The sequence below is a fragment of the Streptomyces sp. NPDC002588 genome, from assembly GCF_040295925.1.
GTDB lineage: Bacteria > Actinomycetota > Actinomycetes > Streptomycetales > Streptomycetaceae > Streptomyces.
Map to the genome: position 1 here is coordinate 12806 of NZ_JBEOWF010000030.1, position 20325 is coordinate 33130.

Annotated in this window: 20 protein-coding genes; 11 read left to right on the plus strand and 9 right to left on the minus strand. The window is 71.5% G+C overall.

All coding sequences use genetic code 11. The annotated features are described in order from the left end of the window. Positions 1–27: 27 nt before the first annotated feature. Positions 28–885 carry an enoyl-CoA hydratase ChsH3 gene (gene chsH3, locus ABT057_RS30320; protein ID WP_352346813.1) on the minus strand — a complete coding sequence of 286 codons (858 nt, stop codon included), beginning with the start codon at positions 883–885 and terminating at the stop codon, positions 28–30. Between the two features lie 324 nt (positions 886–1209). Here chsH3 and ABT057_RS30325 point away from each other — a divergent pair, with 324 nt between their 5' ends. Genes ABT057_RS30325 through ABT057_RS30335 form a run of 3 tightly spaced genes read left to right on the plus strand, consistent with a single transcriptional unit; the run spans position 1210 to position 4545 of the window. After that, positions 1210–2427, plus strand: coding sequence for a sensor histidine kinase (locus ABT057_RS30325; RefSeq protein WP_352346814.1), 1218 nt, complete (start codon positions 1210–1212; stop codon positions 2425–2427). Between the two features lie 5 nt (positions 2428–2432). Further along, positions 2433–3065, plus strand: coding sequence for a response regulator (locus tag ABT057_RS30330; protein WP_352346922.1), 633 nt, complete (start codon positions 2433–2435; stop codon positions 3063–3065). A gap of 31 nt (positions 3066–3096) precedes the next feature. Beyond that, the gene (locus ABT057_RS30335) at positions 3097–4545 is read left to right on the plus strand and encodes a hypothetical protein (protein ID WP_352346815.1); all 1449 of its coding nucleotides are present in this window, start codon (positions 3097–3099) and stop codon (positions 4543–4545) included. Here the strand turns inward: ABT057_RS30335 and ABT057_RS30340 are convergent. Beyond that, on the minus strand, positions 4542–5192 hold the full coding sequence (locus ABT057_RS30340; protein WP_352346816.1) for a class I SAM-dependent methyltransferase: 651 nt from the start codon (positions 5190–5192) through the stop codon (positions 4542–4544). The genes ABT057_RS30335 and ABT057_RS30340 overlap by 4 nt on opposite strands. Positions 5193–5330: 138 nt before the next feature. Further along, entirely contained in the window at positions 5331–7064 is a 1734-nt protein-coding gene (locus ABT057_RS30345) for an MFS transporter (RefSeq protein ID WP_352346817.1), read from the minus strand. A 250-nt stretch (positions 7065–7314) separates the two neighbouring features. On the opposite strand from ABT057_RS30345, the gene ABT057_RS30350 reads away from it, so the two are divergent. From ABT057_RS30350 to ABT057_RS30370, 5 genes are all read left to right on the plus strand, one after another. After that, positions 7315–8748: an MFS transporter gene (locus ABT057_RS30350; RefSeq protein WP_352346818.1), complete on the plus strand. Its 1434-nt coding sequence runs from the start codon at positions 7315–7317 to the stop codon at positions 8746–8748. A gap of 10 nt (positions 8749–8758) precedes the next feature. Next, entirely contained in the window at positions 8759–9700 is a 942-nt protein-coding gene (locus ABT057_RS30355; RefSeq protein WP_352346819.1) for an N-acetylmuramoyl-L-alanine amidase, read from the plus strand. 167 nt (positions 9701–9867) lie between these two features. Further along, complete coding sequence (locus tag ABT057_RS30360) at positions 9868–10692, plus strand: DUF5336 domain-containing protein (RefSeq protein ID WP_352346820.1); 825 nt, start codon at positions 9868–9870, stop codon at positions 10690–10692. Between the two features lie 99 nt (positions 10693–10791). Next, positions 10792–11805 (plus strand): LLM class F420-dependent oxidoreductase, encoded by a 1014-nt coding sequence (locus tag ABT057_RS30365; RefSeq protein ID WP_352346821.1) that lies wholly within the window; start codon positions 10792–10794, stop codon positions 11803–11805. Between the two features lie 98 nt (positions 11806–11903). After that, on the plus strand, positions 11904–12194 hold the full coding sequence (locus ABT057_RS30370) for a hypothetical protein (protein ID WP_352346822.1): 291 nt from the start codon (positions 11904–11906) through the stop codon (positions 12192–12194). Positions 12195–12213: 19 nt separating this feature from the next. Here ABT057_RS30370 and ABT057_RS30375 read toward each other — a convergent pair whose 3' ends face one another. The 3 genes from ABT057_RS30375 to ABT057_RS30385 are packed head-to-tail and all read right to left on the minus strand — an operon-like array spanning position 12214 to position 15394. After that, a complete protein-coding gene (locus tag ABT057_RS30375; RefSeq protein WP_352346823.1) occupies positions 12214–13281 on the minus strand; it encodes a prenyltransferase in 1068 nt (355 codons plus the stop codon). Next, positions 13278–14024, minus strand: a complete 747-nt coding sequence (locus ABT057_RS30380; RefSeq protein WP_352346824.1) for a class I SAM-dependent methyltransferase — start codon at positions 14022–14024, stop codon at positions 13278–13280. The genes ABT057_RS30375 and ABT057_RS30380 overlap by 4 nt, the downstream gene beginning before the upstream one ends. Further along, on the minus strand, positions 14018–15394 hold the full coding sequence (locus ABT057_RS30385) for a glycosyltransferase family 4 protein (RefSeq protein ID WP_352346825.1): 1377 nt from the start codon (positions 15392–15394) through the stop codon (positions 14018–14020). Before ABT057_RS30385 ends, ABT057_RS30380 begins: the two co-directional genes overlap by 7 nt. A 219-nt stretch (positions 15395–15613) precedes the next feature. Between ABT057_RS30385 and ABT057_RS30390 the strand changes: the two genes are divergently transcribed. Beyond that, on the plus strand, positions 15614–16237 hold the full coding sequence (locus tag ABT057_RS30390; RefSeq protein ID WP_352346826.1) for a TetR family transcriptional regulator: 624 nt from the start codon (positions 15614–15616) through the stop codon (positions 16235–16237). Here the strand turns inward: ABT057_RS30390 and ABT057_RS30395 are convergent, their stop codons facing one another. From ABT057_RS30395 to ABT057_RS30405, 3 genes are all read right to left on the minus strand, one after another. Then, positions 16238–16831, minus strand: coding sequence for a hypothetical protein (locus tag ABT057_RS30395; RefSeq protein ID WP_352346827.1), 594 nt, complete (start codon positions 16829–16831; stop codon positions 16238–16240). Positions 16832–17070: 239 nt separating this feature from the next. After that, positions 17071–17304: a ferredoxin gene (locus tag ABT057_RS30400; RefSeq protein WP_352346828.1), complete on the minus strand. Its 234-nt coding sequence runs from the start codon at positions 17302–17304 to the stop codon at positions 17071–17073. 6 nt (positions 17305–17310) lie between these two features. Then, positions 17311–18768 carry an aldehyde dehydrogenase gene (locus ABT057_RS30405; RefSeq protein ID WP_352346829.1) on the minus strand — a complete coding sequence of 486 codons (1458 nt, stop codon included), beginning with the start codon at positions 18766–18768 and terminating at the stop codon, positions 17311–17313. A 271-nt stretch (positions 18769–19039) separates the two neighbouring features. Between ABT057_RS30405 and ABT057_RS30410 the strand changes: the two genes are divergently transcribed. Both ABT057_RS30410 and ABT057_RS30415 read left to right on the plus strand, forming a co-directional pair. Further along, positions 19040–19162, plus strand: coding sequence for a hypothetical protein (locus ABT057_RS30410; RefSeq protein WP_502973990.1), 123 nt, complete (start codon positions 19040–19042; stop codon positions 19160–19162). A 731-nt stretch (positions 19163–19893) separates the two neighbouring features. Beyond that, on the plus strand, positions 19894–20127 hold the full coding sequence (locus ABT057_RS30415; RefSeq protein ID WP_352346830.1) for a hypothetical protein: 234 nt from the start codon (positions 19894–19896) through the stop codon (positions 20125–20127). Positions 20128–20325 lie beyond the last annotated feature (198 nt).

Sequence of the window (20325 nt, forward strand, 5' to 3'; positions counted from 1 at the left end):
TGCGGCTCCCCTCAACTGCCAGCTGAATCAAGAGTGTTCGACGACCGTGTCGGCGAGGACGGGCGCGTCGCCGCGCTCGACGGCGCTCACTGCCACCCGCACCTCGCCCTCCCCCCGCCACTGCCGGATGCGAAGGGTCTCGCCGGGATACACGACCCCGGCGAAGCGGGTGGTGTAGGCCCGCACCCGGGTCACATCACCGTCGAGCAGGGTGTCGACGACGGCCTTGAGGGTGATCCCGTAGGTGCACAGTCCGTGCAGGATGGGCCGTTCGAACCCGGCGGCCTCGGCGAACCCGGGGTCGGCGTGCAGCGGGTTCCAGTCGCCGGAGAGCCGGTAGAGGAGGGCCTGGTCCTCGCGGACGGCGCGCTCGACCGTCTTGTCGGGCTCCCCGGCAGGGGGTTCGAGACGGGCGGAGGGGCCGCGGTCGCCGCCCCAGCCGCCCTCCCCCCGTACGAAGATCTGGGCGTCGTTGGTCCACAGCGGGCCGTCCGCGTCGGCCACTTCGGTGCGCATGACGAGGACGGCGGCCTTGCCCTTGTCGTACACGGCGGCGATCCGGCCGGTGGCCGTGGCCCGGCCCTCGGCAGGCAGCGGGCGGTGGATCTCCAGGCGCTGCCCGCCGTGCAGGACGCGGGCGAGGTCGACGTCGACGCCGGGCATGGACAGTGCGCTGCTCACGCCGGGCGAGCCGGAGGCCGCGACGGTGGCGAAGCTCGGCAGGACGTGCAGACGGGACTCCAGGGTGTAGCGCAGCTCGTCGGGGTCGGTCGCGGGGAGGCCGGCGCCGATCCCGAGGTGGTAGAGCTGGACGTCCTTGCGGGTCCAGGAGATCTCGCCGGATCGGGGTTCCGCGGCGAGTGCCTTGGCTGCGTCGATGGGCATGGGGCTCCTGAGTGTCCAAAACCTCTGATTGTCCAGAACCTCTGGGTGTCCAAGACCTCGGTGCGACCGTCCGCACCGTCGGGCGCACCGAGGCCGTCACGAGCCGATCTAGAACGCGTTCCAGTCCGGCGCCCCCTGTATAGCTGAGCGCTCGACAGTTGTGAAGGCTCCTGACGGTGTGTCAGAGACGGGGGCGGGCGGCCCTCGGAGCGGTGACATTTGTACTGCCGGGTTGGTTACTTCCCGACCTGCCGGTCGCCCGCCCGGGACCGTAGCGTCGAGGAACGAACGGCAGAGGCCGGGCGGCAGGATCGGGGGAAGGACATGACGATGGGGAACGCGCTCAGGTGCCGCTGGAACGCCTGGCGGACGGCGGTCCGCCGGAAGCGGCAGTGCAAGGAGGCCCAACTGCCGGGGCCGCCGGCCCACCCCCTCGCCCTGCTGCCCTGGCTGCTGCTCGGGATGGGCGCCTTCTCCAACCTCTTCCAGGGCGAGACGCCCAACCCGCTGCTCGGCGGCCTGGGGGTGCTCACCTTCAACTCCTGCTACATCTACGTCGCCGTCCGCTCCTTCGTGAAGGAGAAGCGGGAGAGCGTCTCCACCCTGCTGGCGCTGGCCCTCATGGCGGTGGTGACCTGCGGCCTCGCCCTCGGCTACGGCGGCAGTTGGACACTGTTCTTCCCGCTGCTCGGCCTCGCGGCCGGCGCCACGCTGCGCGGCCGTCCGCTGCGCGTCACGGGCATCTCGCTGGCCGTCCTCGCGGGGGCGGTCACCTCCGTCCACGAGGGCTGGGGCGGCCTGGACACCGCCTACGCCACCTGGATCTCCACGATCGTGACGGCCGTGATCCTGAGCCTGTCGGAGACCGTGCGGGAGCTGCGAACCGCCCGCGAGGAACTGGCCCGGCGGGCGGTCGAGAAGGAACGCCTGCGCTTCTCCCGCGATCTGCACGACCTGCTCGGGCACACCCTGTCGGTGATCGTGGTGAAGTCGGAGGCGGCCCGGCGGCTGGCACCCGGGAACCTCGACGCGGCCCTCGCCCAGGTCACGGACATCGAGTCGGTGGGCCGTCAGGCGCTGACGGAGATCCGCGAGGCGGTCACCGGCTACCGCGAGGGCAGTCTCGCCACGGAACTGGACCGGGCCCACTCGGCGCTGACCGCGGCGGGCGTCGAGCCGTCCGTGCGCTGGTCGGGGGCGCCCGTGGAGCCGCAGACGGCGGCCCTGCTGGGCTGGGTGGTGCGCGAGGCGGTCACCAACGTGGTCCGGCACAGCGGCGCCACCCGCTGCGAGATCACGGTGGCGGGCAGGGCGGAGCAGGTCCGGCTGACGGTGACGGACAACGGCACCGGCGGCGCTGACTGTTCCCCCCGGTCCGGCGGCACCGGTCTCACCGGTCTGCGTGAGCGCCTCGCGGCGGCCGGCGGCTCGCTGGCGGCGGGACCGGGACAGCGCGGCGGCTTCACGGTCACGGCGCAGCTCCCGGTCGAGGCCCCGGTGGCCACCGCCGTCCCGTCCGGCACCTCTACGCTGACGCCGTGAACGAGATGCCCCGCGAGCACCGCCCCGCCCGGTCCATCAGGGTCCTGCTCGCGGAGGACCAGGGCATGATGCGCGGGGCGCTGGCCCTGCTGCTGGGGATGGAGCCGGACATCGAGGTCGTCGCGCAGGTGGGCACCGGGGACACGATCGTGGACGCGGCCCTCCTGCACCGCCCGGACGTCGCGCTGCTCGACATCGAACTGCCCGGCATGAGCGGCCTGGAGGCGGCCGCCTTGCTGCGCGAGGAGGCGCCGGACTGCCGGGTGCTGATCCTGACGACGTTCGGCCGGCCCGGCTATCTGCGGCGGGCCATGGAGGCCGGGGCCACCGGGTTCCTGGTCAAGGACGGTCCCGTGGAGGAGCTGGCGGCGGCGGTCCGCCGGGTGCTGGCCGGTGAGACGGTCGTCGACCCGGCGCTGGCCGCCGCCGCGCTGAGCGCGGGCCCGAATCCGCTCACGGCCCGCGAGTGCGACGTGCTGAAGGCGTCGGCGGACGGGGCGACGGTCTCCGACATCGCGGGGCGACTGCACCTCTCGGAGTCCACGGTCCGCAACTACCTCTCCTCCGCCATCGGCAAGACCGCCACCCGCAACCGCATGGAGGCGATGCGCGAGGCCCGGCGGCAGGGCTGGCTGTAGCGGACCGGGGCGCGGCTGGCATAGTGCCCGGATGCCTTTACGGAGACTTTTGCCGGGACTCCTCACGGCCCTCGCGGCGGTGTTCGCGTCGGCCGTGACACCCGCCGTCGCCGACGATTCCGGTCACGTCCTGATGCGCTTCGAGACCCAGTCGACCTTCGTCATGTACAACGCGGACGAGGGGGCCGCGGCCTCGAACAACGGCTTCCACGTGCCCGTCTTCGTCGAGCGGAGCAAGGGCGGCACGCCCGCACGCAATGTGCGGGTCGTCGTCGACGCGTCGGGTCTCGCGGGTGTCGCCCGGCTCGGGGAGAACCGCATGTGCGAGTCCGAGGGCCCGGTGTACACCTGCGTGTACGGCGACGTCCAGAACGGTGACGGCGAGAGCTACGACCCGCTGCTCCTCCTCGGCGTGGACGGTGCCGAACCGGGCGACAGCGGCACGGTGACGTACACGGCGACCGCCGACAACGCGGCCACGATCACCGGCACGACCCGGATGACCGTCGGCGGCCCGACCCTGTCCGCGCCCGGGCGGGAGAAGGGCGTGAGCGGACTGGCGCCGGGTGCGCCCGCGCGGGTGACCGCGCGGCTGGCCAACAACACCCGCTTCCCGGCAGCGCGGGGGGTCGCCCTCCAGGTGAACGTCTCGGAGGGGCTCACGCTGACCCCTCGGTACAGCAACTGCTTCTACGCCGGTTCCTCGCCCACCTCCGCCTGGTGCACGTTCCCCACCAAGGCCGCCGCGGGCGCCGCGTACCGCGCGAGCGGCCCGCTGGTCTACAGCGTCGGCATCCCCGAGACGCTGACCGGCGAGGTGACCTACACCTGGTCGTCGGCCCCGAGCAGACCCGCCGGCCACACCGTGCGCGGCACGGGCGCCCCGCTCACCCTGGTCCGCACCGCCGCGCACCCGGACTTCGACGACAGCCACGGCCGGGTCGGGGTCACCACCACCGCGCAGGCCGACTACGAGCCGGTCACCGGGACCGTCCGGGGCCGGGTCGGCGACACGGTGAGCGTGAAGCTCGGGGTGCGGCGGCTCGGCCCCGCCAATCCGCGCGACGACGCCGGCGGCTTCGAGGTGGTGCCGCCGGAGGGCACCACGGTCACCTCCATCCCGTTCACCTTCGAGGACACGGACGGGAAGTGGGCGTGCGACCGGCCCGCGAAGTCCGGCGGGGCGTACGTCTGCGATCTCAACAGGGGCGACGTGTTCTGGCCCGGGAACGACGGGACGACCACGGTCGAATTCCGCTTCCGCGTCGACCGGCAGGTCCCGGGCGCGAAGGGCACGATCCGCGTGCACAACCCCTTCGACCGCACCCCCGGCAACGATGTCGCCGCGATCCCGCTGAAGGCGTCACCGACCCCGCCGTACCGCAAGCACCTCGTCCTGGTGCCGGCCGTCCTGGCCGCCGTGGTGATCCTCGGCGGGGTCGTGCTGTACCGCCGTCGCCGCCTCAGTACGACGGTCTAGACGCCCGCGCCCGTGCGCCGCAGCACCCGCAGCGAGCCGGTGTCCGAGACCTCGGTGAAGGCTCCGGAGGCCAGGGCGCGCAGGTAGACGCGGTAGGGGGCCTGGCCGGTGAACTCGTCGGCGGGGTCCGGGAAGACGTCGTGGATGACGAGGAGGCCCCCGTCGGCCACGTGCGGGGCCCAGCCCTCGTAGTCGGCCCCGGCGTGCTCGTCGGTGTGGCCGCCGTCGACGAAAACGAGGCCGAGGGGCGAGTTCCAGATCCCCGCGATCCGCGGGGAGCGGCCGACCAGCGCGACCACGTGCTCCTCCAGACCCGCCCGGTGGAGGGTGCGGCGGAAGGCGGGCAGCGTGTCCATCAGACCGATCTCGGGGTCGACGGTCTCCGGGTCGTGGTACTCCCAGCCCGGCTGCTGCTCCTCGCTGCCCCGGTGGTGGTCGACGGTGAGCACCTGGACCCCGGCCGTGCGGGCCGCGTCGGCGAGCAGGATCGTGGAGCGCCCGCAGTAGGTGCCGACCTCCAGCAGTGGCAGTCCGAGCCGCCCGGCGTCCGCGGCGGCCGCGTACAGTGCGAGCCCCTCGTCCACGGGCATGAAGCCCTTCGCCGCCTCGAACGCGGCCAGGATCTCGGGCTCGGGTGCCGCGGGCATGGGGGTCCCTTCGGTAGTGCGTGCAGGTGGTGCGGGCAGGTGGTGCGCGCAGGCGGTACGGGCGTGTCGGCCGCCCATGGTGCACCACGCCCCCCGCCGTGGGTACGACGGGGGGCGTGACCTGGGGTCGGCGACGTGTCAGACGGTGACCGTCCCGCTCGGCAGGGCGAGGTCCAGGTCGACCGTCCGCTCGTCGCCGGCGTGGGCCGCGGCGGAGGCCAGCGGGGCGTGGCCGGTGGCCTTGGCCGCGAGGACGTAGGCGCCCCGGGCTGGGACGGTGAGGGCGTAAGTGCCGTCCTCCCCCGAGACGGTGGCGCCCGCCTGGCGGCCGCGGCGGTCGATCAGGGTGACCTTGGCGCGGGCGACCGGGACCCCCTCGGCGTCCAGGATCCGGCCGCGGAAGCCGCGCAGCGCCTCCTCGGCGCGCTCCAGGGCCGAGTCCTCCTCGCCGGCGGCGCGCAGTTGGGGTGCGCGGTTCGGCTTCGGCAGGAGCAGGGCGAAGAGCAGGCCCACGGCGACGGCGGCGGTGGCGATCAGGAAGGAGACCCGGAAGCCGTGCATGGTCGGGATCGCGACACCGTTCACGTCGTTCGCCGTGTTCGCCAGCACCATGCCGATGACGGCGCTGGAGACGGACGTGCCGATGGACCGCATCAGGCTGTTGAGGCCGTTGGCCGCGCCGGTCTCCGAGGCGGGGACCGCGCCGACGATGAGCGCGGGCAGGGAGGAGTAGGCGAGGCCGATGCCGGCGCCGAGGACGATCGCGATGACGAGGCTCTGCCAGGCGGCGTTCATCAGGCCGAGGCCGGCGCCGTAGCCGATGGCGATGATCAGCATGCCGAGGATCAGGGTGACCTTGGGGCCGTACTTGGCGGACAGTCGTGCGTAGACGGGGGCGGTGAACATCATCGTCACGCCGAGCGGCGCGACCAGCAGACCGGCGGCGACCATCGACTGGCCGAGGCCGTAGCCGGTGGCCTTCGGGAGCTGGAGCAGCTGGGGAAGGACGAGCGAGACGACGTAGAAACTGACGCCGACCATGATCGAGGCGAGGTTGGTGAAGAGGACGGCGGGGCGGGCGGTGGTCCGCAGGTCCACCAGCGGGGCCTTGACCCGCAGTTCCATCACGCCCCACAGGACGAGCACCGCGGCCGACGCGGCGAACAGGCCGAGCGTGGTGCCGGAGGTCCAGCCCCAGTCGCTGCCCTTGGTGATCGGCAGCAGGAAGAGGACGAGGCCGGTGGAGAGGCCGATCGCGCCCAGGACGTCGAAGGTGCCCTCGGCGCGGGCAGGCGACTCGGGGACGACGAGGAGGGTGAGGGCGATGGCGAGCGCGCCGAGGCCTGCGGCGCCGTAGAAGAGGGCGTGCCAGTCGGCGTGCTGGGCGACCAGGGCCGCGGCGGGCAGCGCGAGACCGCCGCCGACGCCGATGGAGGAGCTCATCAGGGCCATCGCCGAGCCGAGCTTCTCGCGGGGCAGCATGTCGCGCATCAGGCCGATGCCGAGGGGGATCGCGCCCATGGCGAAGCCCTGGAGGGTACGGCCGACGATCATCGGGAGCAGGGTGCTGGTGAGCGCGCTGACGAGGGCGCCGACCACCATCACCGCGAGGCTGAGGACGAGCAGCCGACGCTTGCCGTACAGGTCGCCGAGGCGGCCCATGATCGGGGTGGCGACGGCGCCGGACAGCAGGGTGGAGGTCAGGACCCAGGTGGCGTTGCTGGGGGCGGTGTCCAGCAGTTGGGGCAGGTCCTTGATGACCGGGACGAGCAGGGTCTGCATCACCGCGACCACGATGCCCGCGAAGGCGAGCACGGGGACGACGGCTCCGCTCGCTGGGCGGGTGGGCCGACCGGTGGTCGTGTGCGTCATGGGGTGGGGCCTCCGGGCCGTGGATCAAGAGGTACGTGGATCAAGGGGGTATGTGGATCTGGAGGACGTGGATCAAAGGGGTACGTGGAGACTGAACCTGTATGCATGGGCAACTATTCCGATGCTTCGCCACACTAACAATTTCTTTGACTTCTCTTGACATCGGTGCGCGTGGACGCCCGCCTGGTCCCCTGGTCCTGGGCCGAAATACCGATGCAAGGGGCGCAACCCGGCTGAGACCATGACGCCCATGCCGCAAACCGCCGACACCGCCCGCCCCCGAACCTCCCGCCGCCCCACCGCTCCCCGCGTCTGGCTGGTCGTGGCGCTCGCGTGCGCAGGCCAGTTCCTGGTCGTGCTGGACGTGTCCGTCGTGAACGTGGCACTGCCCTCGATGCGCGCGGACCTCGGTATGAGCTCCGCGGGCCTGCAGTGGGTGGTGAACGCGTACTCCATCGCCTTCGCCGGGTTCATGCTGCTCGGCGGCCGGGCCGGTGATCTCTACGGCCGCAAGCGGATGTTCCTCACCGGGCTCGCCCTGTTCACGCTGGCCTCGCTGGCCGGCGGACTCGCCCAGGAGGGCCCGCAGCTGCTGCTCGCGCGGACCGCGCAGGGGCTGGGCGCGGCGGTCCTCGCGCCCTCGACGCTGACGATCGTCACCTCCGCGGTCCCCGAGGGCGCCGCGCGGGCCCGGGCCATCGCCACCTGGGCGGCGGTCGGCGCGGCCGGCGGGGCAGCGGGCGGACTGGTCGGCGGGGCGCTGGTGGACCTGGTGTCCTGGCGCTGGGTCCTGCTGATCAACGTGCCCGTGGGGGCCGTGGTGCTGGCGGGCTCCCTGCGGTGGCTGACCGAGAGCCGGGCCGGGGACGGCCGCCGCCTGGACCTGCCCGGGGCGCTGCTGGTCACGGCGGGCCTCGGCACCCTGGCCTACGGCATCTCGCAGACGGAGGCCGAGGGGTGGACGGCGTCCGCGACCCTTCTCCCGCTGGCCGCCGGTCTCGCGCTGCTCGGGCTGTTCCTCGCCGTGGAGGCCCGTACGGCGGCCCCGCTGATGCCGCTCGGGCTGTTCCGGGTGCGGGCGGTGTCGTCGGCCAACGCGGCGATGTTCGTGAACGGCTCGGCCATGTTCTCCATGTGGTACTTCATGACGCTGTACGCGCAGAACGCCCTCGGCTACAGCCCGCTGGACGCCGGGCTCGCGCTGGTCCCCAGTTCCCTGGCGGTCCTCCTCGGCTCGAAGCTCGCGCCCCGTCTGATGCGGACGGCAGGGGCCCGCACGGTGGCGGTACTGGGCACGCTGCTCGCGGCGGCCGGCTTCGGCTGGCAGTCGACGATGAGCGCCGAGGGCGCGTACCTCACCGAGATCCTGGTGCCGGGTGTGCTGATGATGCTGGGCGCGGGCCTCGCCTCGACTCCGCTCGCCGCACTGGCCACCTCGGGCGCGGCGCCGGGCGAGGCCGGCCTGGTCTCCGGGCTGGTCAACACCTCCCGCACGATGGGCGGCTCCCTGGGCCTGGCGGTCCTGTCGACGCTCGCGGCGGCCCGCACGGCCGGGCACACCACACCCGAGGCCCTCACGGAGGGGTACGCGCTGGCGTTCCGCACGGGCACGGGCGTGCTGCTCGCGGGGACGGTGCTGATGCTGCTGTGGCTGCCGCGGGGGGTTCGGCCCGACGAACGTTAGGGTGGCGGGCGTGTCCTACTCCGGCCCGCACCCCGACCGCCACGACCCCTACGGCCACCCGGAGCCCCGCCGCTCCCGGTTGCGGCGTCCGCTGACCGTGGCGACGGCCGCGCTCGTGCCCGTGGCGCTGCTCGGCTGGCTGGCGTTCGAGAAGCTGGGCGGGAGCGGCGGGGACGGCGGCGCGAACGGGACGCCCGGCGCGGGAGCGGCGCCGGGTGTCCTCAGCTCGCCGGCTACCGGTCCGACCGGCACGGACACTTCCCCCGCCGGCCCGGGGGCACCCCTCGCGGGCAAGGTCGTCGTCATCGACCCCGGCCACAACCTCACCAACTACCGGCACACCGCCGACATCGACCGCAAGGTCGACATCGGCACCAACCGCAAGGAGTGCGACACCACGGGGACGTCCACCAACGCCGGGTACAGCGAGGCGAGGTTCACCCTGGACGTGGCGCACCGGCTGCGCGCGCTGCTGGAGAAGCAGGGGGCCACGGTGAAGCTGACCCAGGACGGGGACCGGCCGTTCGGGCCGTGCGTGGACGAGCGGGCCCGGATCGGTAACGCGGCGCACGCGGACGCGGCGGTGTCGATCCACGCCGACGGCTCCGCGGAGGGCAACCGCGGCTTCCATGTGATCCTGCCGGGCGAGGTGCGGGGCGGCGCGGCCGACACCCGGGCGATCGTCGCGCCGTCGAGGAAGCTCGGCGAGGACATCGAAGGCGACTTCGAGCAGGCGACGGGCAGTTCACCGTCCAACTACATCGGGGACGGCACCGGTCTCGTCACGCGTAAGGACCTGGGCGGTCTCAATCTGTCAACGGTTCCCAAGGTGTTCATCGAGTGCGGCAATATGCGCGATACCAAGGACGCGGCACTGTTGACCAGCGGCGCCTGGAGGCAGAAAGCGGCGCAGGGGATCTCTGAGGGAATCGTGAGTTTCCTGCGGGGGTAGTGATCGGCGCACTGATCCGGGCGGACACCCTGATCGTGCGGACGATAGTGTCGTCCCTACGATGAGGGGCCACCCCCGCGCTTCACACCGGGGCCCAAAGGCGACATGGTGACAGCGACGCCTCCAACGGACGTACCGATGACGAGACGACTGACGAAGGACCTGAAGTGAATATCCGCTCCCTCACTCGAGGCGACGGCGTGGTGATCGGAGCAGCGGTGTTGCTCTTCATCGCGTCGTTCCTGGACCTCTATTCGATCGACGGGGTTCCCGACAGCATCGACCTTCCGAGCCTGTGGGGCAGCGGTCCCGTCCTGCTCGGTGTCGTGCTCGCGGGGATCATCGGCGCGGCTCTCGTCGTCGTCAGCAGGGCTCTGCCGCAGGAGCGAAAGATCGCGGGCCTTGACCTGCGTCAGTTCGGTGTGGCCTTCACGGTCTTCGCCGCGTGGAGCGCCCTCGGCAACATCTTCGACCCGGCCGGCGGCTACGACAACGTCGGCGACAGCTCGAACGGGCCCAGCGCCGGCACCGGTCTGATCCTGGCCCTCGTCGCCACCCTCGTCATGGCGGCGGCCGCCGTCGCCACTCCTCTCGTCCCCGCCCTCCAGGGTGCCCTGATCCCGGCCCCGAAGCCGCCGTCCCCGCAGCCCTACGGTGCCCAGCCGCCCGCCGGTTACGGCTACCCGGGCGCGCAGCCGGCCGGCTTCGGCGGTCAGCCGCAGCCCGGCCAGCCGGGTCAGCAGGGGCAGTCGTTCGGCGCGCAGCCCGGTCCGGCCGCGCAGCCGCCGGCGCCGGACTTCTCGCCGTTCTGGTTCGCCGTGCCGGTGGCGCGTCCGCTGTACGCGGAGGACGGCGCGCCGATGCCGATCGCGGAGCTGGCGCCGGGCACCTGGTACCTCGCTGTCGAGCAGGGCGGCCAGGGTCTGATCGCACAGACGCAGGACGGCCGCCGCGGCGTCCTGCGGGACACGTCCGGCATCCAGCGCGGCTGAGCCGCGGCAGCGGAGCACGGCCCCTCGCCCTTCCGGGCGGGGGGCCGTTGTCGTACGCTCACAGCCCCCCCATATCTGACGGACCGTCAGGAGGCAGGCATGCGGCTCGGTCTCGCGCTCGGCTACTGGGGCCGCGGCCCCGCGACCCACCATCTGGAGCTGGCGCGGGAGGCGGAGCGGCTCGGGTACGACTCGGTGTGGACGGCGGAGTCCTGGGGCTCGGACGTCTTCACCCCGCTCACCTGGATCGCGGCGCGGACCTCGAGGATCAGGCTGGGTACGGCCGTCGCGCAGATGGCGGCCCGCTCCCCCACCACGACCGCCATGCACGCCCTCACCCTGGACCATCTCTCCGGCGGGCGGATGACGCTCGGCCTCGGGCTGTCGGGTCCGCAGGTCGTCGAGGGCTGGTACGGGCGGCCGTTCCCGAAGTCGCCGCTGACCGCGACCCGGGAGTACGTGGACGTCGTACGGCAGGTGCTGCGGCGGGAGGCGCCGGTGGAGTTGGCGGACGGCAGGTTCCACCCCCTTCCCTACCGCGGACCGGACGCCACCGGTCTCGGCAGGCCGCTGAAGTCCATCACCCACCCCCTGCGCGCCGAACTGCCCGTGCTGCTGGGCGCCGAGGGCCCGCGGAACGTGGCGCAGACCCTGCGGATCGCGGACGGCTGGCTGCCGCTGTACTGGTCGCCGAGCCGGCCGGACGCCTACGGGCCCGCGGTGGGCGGGATACGGGAGGGGTTCACCGTCGCCCCGCTCGTCCGGGTCACGGTGTGCGACGACGTCGCGGAGGGGCTGCTGTCCGTCAAGGCGATGCTCGGCTTCTACATCGGCGGCATGGGGCACGCGACCCGCAACTTCCACGCCGACCTGATGGGCCGCATGGGGTACGAGGAGGAGGCCCGGCGGATCCAGGAACTGTTCCTGGCGGGACGGCGGGAGGAGGCGGTGCTCGCCGTGCCGGACGCCTTCGCCGACGAGATCTCGCTGACCGGGCCCCGGGAGCGGATCGCGGAGCGGCTGGAGCTGTGGCGCAAGGGCCCGGTGACCGACCTGCTGGCGGTGGCCCCGGATCCGGTGACGCTGCGGGTGCTGGCCGAGCTGAACACCTGACCGGCACTCAGACCCACGCCGACGCCGGTGGGATGACGGCACTTCGCCGATCCCTGCCGGTCGGGTTTCAGACGCGCGGGAACGGCAACCCGCTCAGCATGTCTCGATATCGCAACGGCGCGAACCAGGCCGGCACGGTCATCGCGGTCGTGGCCGACATCATGGCCCTGATCCTGGGCCTATGGATCCTCATGTACCTGTTGGACGCCAACCGCGCCAACAGCTTCGTCCAGTTCATCCACGACACGGCCCGCTGGCTTGCGGGCTGGTCACACGACCTGTTCACCTTCGACGAGGCGTGGGCCCGGGTCGTGGCCGGCTACGGTCTGGCGGCCGTGGTCTACCTGTTCATCGGCCACGCGGTGGCCAACCGCGTCCACCGCCACTGACCTCGTCGATACCGGCCGCTCAGCAGCAGTCGGTCTCCAGTCCCAGGGGCAGTTGCTCGCCGCCGAACACGGCGCAGGTCGCCTCGTGGCCGCCCAGCGCCGCGACCGCGAGCAGCAGTGAGCCCGCCGTCCAGGTGGTCAGTTCGCGCGGCCAGACCGCCTCGTCCTCGAAGACATACCCCGTCCAGTACAGGCCGGACTCGGCGTCGCGCAGGTGCTGGATGGACTGCAGGATCTCCAGCGCACGGTCGGACTCGCCCATCACCCAGAGCGTCAGGGCGAGTTCGGCCGACTCGCCGCCCGTGACCCAGGGGTTGGGCACGACACACCGCACCCCGAGGCCGGGCACGACGAAGCGCTCCCAGTCCGCCTCGATGCGGGACTTGGCCTCCGTCCCGGTCAACGCCCCGCCCAGGACCGGGTAGTACCAGTCCATCGAGTAGCGGTCCTTGTCGAGGAACCGCTCCGGGTGGCGCCGTATCGCGTGCCGCAGCGCGCCCGCCGCCAACTCCCAGTCCGGCTGCGGCTCTTCGCGCTGCTCGGCGATGGCGAGAGCACAGCGCAGCGCCTGGTGCACGGAGGAGGACCCGGTGAGGAGGGCGTCCTCGGCCGCGGTGCCGTCCTCGTCGCGGCGCCAGCCGATCTGTCCGCCCGGCCGCTGCAGCCGCAGCACCCACTCGACCGCCGCGTACACGGTCGGCCACAGGCGGTCCAGGAAGGTGTCGTCGCCGGTCGACAGGTAGTGGTGCCAGACGCCCACGGCGATGTAGGCGACGAAGTTCGACTCGTGGCCCCGGTCGGTGACCTCGCCGAAGTCGCCGTCGGCGTAGGCCGCGTACCAGGAGCCGTCCTCGTTCTGGTGCCGGGCCAGCCACAGGTACGCCCGCTCGGCGGCCTCGTGCTCGCCCGCCGCGTCCAGGGCCATCGCGGCCTCGGTGTGGTCCCACGGGTCGAGGTGATGGCCCCTGAACCACGGGATCGCGCCGTCCTCGCGCTGCACGGCGAGGATCCCGGCGACGGTCGCGGCGGCCTGCTCGGCGGTGAGGACCCCGGGCAGGACGAGGTGTTCTGTCCGGGAGGTGGTCACTCGGCCGCCACCTCCGCCTGCGCGAGCGGCAGATGCGGCTTGGTCGCGTAGGCCACGAAGCTCTTGCCGATCAGCGGGTTCAGCGCCTGTTCGGCGACCCGGGTGGCGAGGGGTTTCTTCATGATGTCCCAGACCAGCAGCTTGTGGTACGCCTTCACCGGCAGCGCCTGGTCGTTGTCGACGCCGAACGCGCACTTCAGCCACCAGTACGGCGAGTGCAGCGCGTGCGCGTGGTGGGTGCCGTACGGCTTCAGTCCCGCCTCGCGGATCTTCGCCAGCAACTCGTCCGCCCGGTAGATGCGGATGTGGCCGCCCTCGACCTCGTGGTAGGCGTCGGAGAGGGTCCAGCAGACCTTCTCGGGGCCGTAGCGCGGGACGGTGACGGCGATCCGCCCGCCCGGCTTCAGCACCCGCACCATCTCCGCGAGCACGCCCTTGTCGTCGGGTATGTGCTCCATCACCTCGGAGATGATGACGACGTCGAAGGACTCGTCGGGGAAGGGCAGTGCGAGGGCGTCGCCCTCCATGGCCGTGGCCGTGGCGCCCTCCGGGGCCTCACCGGCCTCCTCCATCGCCGCGAACCACTTGGCGACCTCGCGGATCTCCTCGCGGTTCTGGTCCAGGGCCACGACCCGGGCGCCCCGCCGGTAGCACTCGAAGGCGTGCCGGCCCGCCCCGCAGCCGAGGTCCAGGACTCGGTCGCCCGGCGCGAGCGGGAACCGGGAGAAGTCGACGGTCAGCACGTGGCCCTGCTTTCGGAAACGGTTGCGTCGGGAACATCATCGAGGTTCGGGCGGGCGGGCCGTCGGCCGCCCCCGGCTATCGCCTCGCGGTAGCGCGCCACGGTCCCCTCGGCCGCCCGAGCCCAGGTGAACCGCGTGAGCACCCGCTCCCGTCCGGCCGCCCCGAGCCGGGCCCGCAGTCCGGGGTCGCCCAGCAGCCGGCCGAGTCCCGCGGCCAGCGCCCCCGCGTCGCCCGGCGGTACGGCGAGGCAGGTCTCCCCGTCCCGTCCGGCGACCTCGGGGATCGCTCCGCCGGTGGTGGCGAGGAGCGGCGTCCCGGTGGCCATGGCCTCGGCGGCGGGCAGCGAGAAGCCCTCGTACAGGGACGGCACGCAGGCGACCTCCGCCGAGCGCACCAGGTCGACGAGTTCGGCGTCGGATATGCCCTTGACGAACTCGACGGCGCCTTCGAGGCCGTAGCGCTCGACGGCCTGGGCGACGGGGCCCTCGGCGGGCCGCTTGCCGACGACGACGAGGTGGGCGTGCGGGTGTTCGGTCCGCACCTTCGCCAGCGCCTCGACGAGGAAGACGAGCCCCTTGAGCGGCACATCGGCGCTGGAGGTCGTGACGATCCGCCCGGGTACGACGGCCACGGAGGGATCCGGCGAGAACAGGTCGGTGTCCGCCCCGATGTGCACGACGTGGATGCGGTCGTCCCGTACGCCGAGCTGGTCGACGATCTCCTGGCGGGAGATGCCGGAGACGGTGAGCACGGACGGCAGCCGGCGGGCGACCCGCTTCTGCATCCGGGTGAAGGCGTACCAGCGCCGCTTGGACAGCCGCTGCCGCCACCCGTCGGCCGCGTCCAGCTCCAACTGCCGGTCCACGGTGATGGGGTGGTGGATGGTGGTGACGAGCGGCGCCCCTACATCCCCCAACAGCCCGTATCCGAGGGTCTGGTTGTCGTGCACGATGTCGAACTGCCCGCGGCGGGCGCGCAGATGACGGCGGGCGCGCAGCGAGAACGTGAGCGGCTCGGGGAAGCCGCCGGTCCACATGGTCGCGACCTCGAGCGCGTCGACCCAGTCCCGGTACTCGTCGCGCTTCGGGTTCCGGAAGGGGTCCGGGGAGCGGTAGAGGTCGAGACTCGGCAGTTCGGTGAGGGAGAGCCGGTCGTCGTACCCCTCGTCGAGGACGGGATAGGGCTGGGAGCCGATCACCTCGACCCGGTGGCCGAGCCGCGCGAGCTCACGGGAGAGGTGCCGTACGTAGACACCCTGGCCCCCGCAGAACGGGTTCCCTTTATAGGTGAGGAGTGCGATGTCGAGCGGTCGCTCGCCGTCAGCGGCGAGGGGCTGTCCAGGCCCCGACTGACTGGCCTCAGCGGTCACTCCGGGCCCCCTTCTGCCTGCACTGTCCCGCGAGACTACGACGGGACGCTAATCTAGAACAAGTTTCAGACTTGATCGTTCGGGAGGCTCTGAATCTACCGGCAGGTAGGAGTACTGGGAGAAGTGGATCAGGTGATTCACGCCACGACCCGCCGCACCCGCAGGCCCTGCCATGCTGTGTGATCACCGACCCTCACCGACTGTCACGGAACGGTGCCCATGCCCGCGGAAGACACCACCCACCGCCCCGCCTCCTCCCCTCTGACGGAACGGCAGGAGGCCCGCCGCCGGCGCATCCTGCACACGAGCGCGCAGTTGGCCAGCCGGGGCGGGTTCGACGCGGTGCAGATGCGGGAGGTCGCCGAGTCCTCGCAGGTCGCCCTCGGCACGCTCTACCGCTACTTCCCCTCCAAGGTGCATCTGCTCGTCGCCACCATGCAGGACCAGTTGGAGCACATGCACGGCACGCTGCGGAAGAAGCCCCCGTCCGGTGACCGTCCGGCGGAGCGTGTCGCGGAGACCCTGATGCGGGCCTTCCGCGCGCTCCAGCGCGAACCCCATCTGGCCGACGCGATGGTCCGCGCCCTGACCTTCGCCGACCGCAGCGTCTCCCCCGAGGTCGACCAGGTCTCCCGGCAGACGACGGCGATCATCCTCGACGCGATGGGCCTGACCGACCCGAGCCCCGAGCAGCTCTCGGCGGTCCGCGTCATCGAGCACACCTGGCACTCGGCGCTGATCACCTGGCTCTCCGGCCGCGCGTCCATCGCCCAGGTCCGCATCGACATCGAGACGGTGTGCCGCCTGATCGACGTGACGGACCCGGCGCGGCCGTCCGGCTGATCACCTCAGGTCGCTCAGGCGGAGACGGACCGGTTCGCCGGAGCCCTCGCACGCCGCCCCGTGCAGGTCCAGCGAGCCCAGGTCGGCGGTGATCGCCGCGCCGGGCGCGAGCAACGCCCCGTCGAGCGCGAACTCCATCCGCGTCCCCGCCCCGGCCGGCGGTACGAACTCCTCCGGCTCCCCGAGCGGCCGGTCACCCGTCAGCTCCTGGCGCAGGCCGCGGCCGTCCCGCCAGACCTCGACCACGGTGCGCGAGCTCACGGCGGACACGGCCCAGCCGCACCAGCGGTCGGGGCCGATCAGTGAACCGAAGCCGATGACCGGCACCGCGTCCTCGCCCAAGGCGTCGGACCCGTCATCGGAGACGGAGAAGGCAAGGTCGCCGAGGATCTCCGCCTCGACGCGCAGGGCGTGCACGGGAGCGACCCGCGTGGCCGGATGCAGGGACCAGCCCACCACCGCCTCGAACGCCCGCGTGGGCAGCTCCGGGCTTTCCAGGCCGACGCCGAAGTACATGGCAGGGCGACGGCGCACGGCTTCGCCGCCCTCGATGATCCGGATGCCGGCCGCGTCGTACTCATGCGTTCGATGCACGAGAAGAACCTACGAGACGGGTTCCCTTCGCCGGTATTACCCGGATCAGGTGATGGGGGTCGCCTTCCGGCTGACTGCTGCCTTCCGGCCTCTCAGCCCCTCCGTCGACGTCGGCCCCAGCGGATGCCTTCGCGTCTCGCCGAAGTCGGCTACTCCGGATGGACTCCCTCACTCGTCTCGTAGGCCACTACCAGGATAATACGGATTCAACCGGACGTAACCCCCCGAAAGGAAGATTTCTAGTCCTCCGGAGGGAACACCGCCTCCCTGCTCCCCACCAGCGTGATCGTGATCGCCTCCACCGGGCAGCTCTCCGCCGCCGCGAGCACCGGCTCGTTCGCGTCAGTGTCCGGGTCGACCGGATGGGACTGGCGGGCGGAGTCGAGACGGAAGCCCCCCGGGGCGTGATGGACGCACTGTGCGGAGCCGATGCACAGGGACCGGTCGACCTCCACGTGCCAGCGATCCCCCATGACCGCTCACCCCTCCCAGCCGGCCGGCAGATGGATCATCTTGTGCTCGAGGAACTCCCCGTACCCCTCCGGCCCGAACTCCCGGCCCAGCCCGGAGTTCTTGTAGCCGCCGAAGGGTCCGAGCATGTCGAGGCTGAAGGTGTTGACGGAGTACGTACCCGTCCTGACCTGCCCCGCGACCTCGATGCCGTGCGCCACGTCCGCCGTCCACACACTGCCGCTCAACCCGTATTCGGAGTCGTTCGCGATCTTCAGCGCCTCGGACTCGTCGCCGTAGGGCAGGAGGCAGATCACCGGGCCGAAGATCTCCTCGCGGGCGATCCGCATGGAGTTGTCGACGTCCCCGAAGAGCGTCGGCTCGACGTACCAGCCGCGGTCCAGGCCCGGCGGGCGCCCGCCGCCCGTCAGGACCTTCGCGCCCTCCTCCTGGCCGATGCGGATGTAGTCGAGGTTGCGGCGCTGCTGCCGCTCGGCGACCAGTGGGCCGACCTGCGTCGCCGGGTCCAGCGGGTCACCCACGACGAGGGCGCTCGCCGCCGCCGCGAAGGCGTCCGCGAACTCGTCGTAGCGGGAGCGCGGCAGGAGGATGCGGGTCTGGGCGACACAGGCCTGCCCGTTGTTCATCCAGGCCGCCGAGACGATCCCGGGGACGGCGGTGGCGATGTCCGCGTCCGGCAGGACGACGGCCGCCGACTTGCCGCCCAGCTCCAGGGTCACCCGGGTGAGATTGCGGGACGCGACCTCCATGACCCGCCGGCCGGCCGCGACCGACCCGGTGAAGGAGACCTTGTCGACACCCGGGTGCCCGACCAGGTACTCGCTCACCTCCCGGTCCGCCGGGAGGATGGACAGCACGCCCTCCGGCAGCCCGGCCTCCCGCGCGATGTCCGCGAGGATGTACGCGTCCAGCGGCGACTCCGGCGACGGCTTGAGGATCACCGTGCAGCCCGTGAGCAGCGCGGGCGCGAGCTTGGCGGCGGCGACGAACTGCGGGACGTTCCAGGGGACGACGGCCGCGACCACGCCGACCGGCTCGCGCCGCACGAGGATCTTCCCGAGCACGCCGTCGCGCCGCTCCTCGTACGGGAAGTCCCCGGCGATCCTGATCGTCGCGTCCCACACCATCATCGCCCCGAGGGCCTGGGCGAGGACGCTCCACGAGTAGGGGGAGCCGTTCTCGGAGGAGATCACGCGGGCGATCTCCTCGTGGCGCGCGAGGATCCCGTCCTTGATGCGGGTGACGACCTCGATCCGTTCGTCGAGCGACAGCCGGGGCCAGGGCCCCTCGTCGAAGGCGCGTCGCGCCACGGCGACGGCCCGGTCCACATCGGCGGTCGAGGCGTGCGGCACCCGCCCGATGACCTCCTCGGTGTGCGGCGAGATCACCTCGATGACGGCATCGCCCAGCGGGTCCGTCAACTCTCCGCCGATGAACAGCTTTCCGTGCTCCACGAACTCAGCCATGGCCACTGCCTTCATTTCTGACGGCGTTTCAGATGTCTCAGGAACTGATACCAGTTCTAGTTAAACTAAGCCAGGGTCCGGACCAAACAGGCCCCCACCAGCGGTTATCCCGCCGGTGGGGGGTGCGGTCACGCACCGGCGGTGGTACTCCTCTCGCTCGTGCGGTCGAGCGGCCGGGGTCGGCTGGAGGCGCTTGAGACGGTCGGAGAGCACCTTGCCCGCGGTCGGCCGGCCCTCGCATCAGGCCGCTGCGGTGCCTGCACCCGCAGACGTGGCGGGTGCGCTGGACGTCGCAACCGGTTCGGACGTGATCAGGCGACGGCGCGTATACCGCGACCGGCACGGGATCGTCGCGCACTCCACGTCGTGGATCCCTGATCGGTACGGGAAGTGACGCCCGAGGACGCGGAACTCTTGGAACTGAACTCGGCGACATGGCGCAACGAATCGGAAGTCACCCAGTGACAGCCGCCAGCAGCGCCTCCCGGCCGTCTTGTGCCCTGATGACAGGACTCCGCGGCTCAGGCAAAACGACACTTTCACATTCCCCCACGGATCGCGGATTCGTGAGGCTTTGCCCAGACGAAGAGATGTTTCGTCGACACGGCGCGTACGGGGCCGACTTCCCGCGAGACATCTTTCCGACCCAATCCACTTCGCCGAAAGCGACCTGCTGCGCTACAGGACCCGGTTCGTACCTCCCGGCCCAGACGAGCCCCACCTCGTGTACGACGGTGACGCCGATTCGGTACCGAGGGCCCTGAAAGGCAGACAGGAGGTGCGCCTACCGCCGCGCTCCTTGGCAGCTGGTTACGCCCACGTGGCGCCGGCCGACCGATGCCGCAGCAGCGTCCCGCACCCCAGACCGGCGCCATGAAGAGACCGCCTCGCCATGCGCGGGCGACCCCTTCCGCCGGCCACCCTCAGAGGAAACCTTAATTACTATTTTAATCTGAGTGCGAGATTGCGAAATGACAGAGGTGATCGGTTCATAACATGAAGATACCGGAGCGGACGGGGGCCGATTCGCCAACATGACCATGGACCGGCTACGGTGAGACTCGTCTGAGCCGAAGGGGTATCACGCGCGGAGGTGAAATCTAGAAAACCAATCCAGGAGAAAAAATGACCACTCCGACAGTAGTCTTTTCTAACGGCGACAGGAACAAACTCATTGTCGCCCTTCTCGGCCTTACCTCAGTTATCGTCAGCCTGCTTGCCGTGATCCTTTTTCTGGTCACGGGAGCCAGTGTGACAGTGATTGCAATCGTAGGGGCCGGAGCGTTCACAGGGACCTTCACTTTGACCCTGGCGGGCGCTAAAGCCGCAGGCGTGCTGAAGAGCGACGCAGCGGAGTAACTGCGCACCGACGCGCAGAGCAAAAGGGGCCCGGTAGAGATCCAGGCCCCTTTCCTCATGCCACACGTCAGGGGATGGCAGGGAGACGGCTACTTGACCAGCCGGCCCGGCCACACCGTCGCACCCAACCAGAGCCATTGCGCAGGAGCCTCACCGCCGGGCCGTCTCCGGGCCGTCCGAGGACAACCGACGACGGCC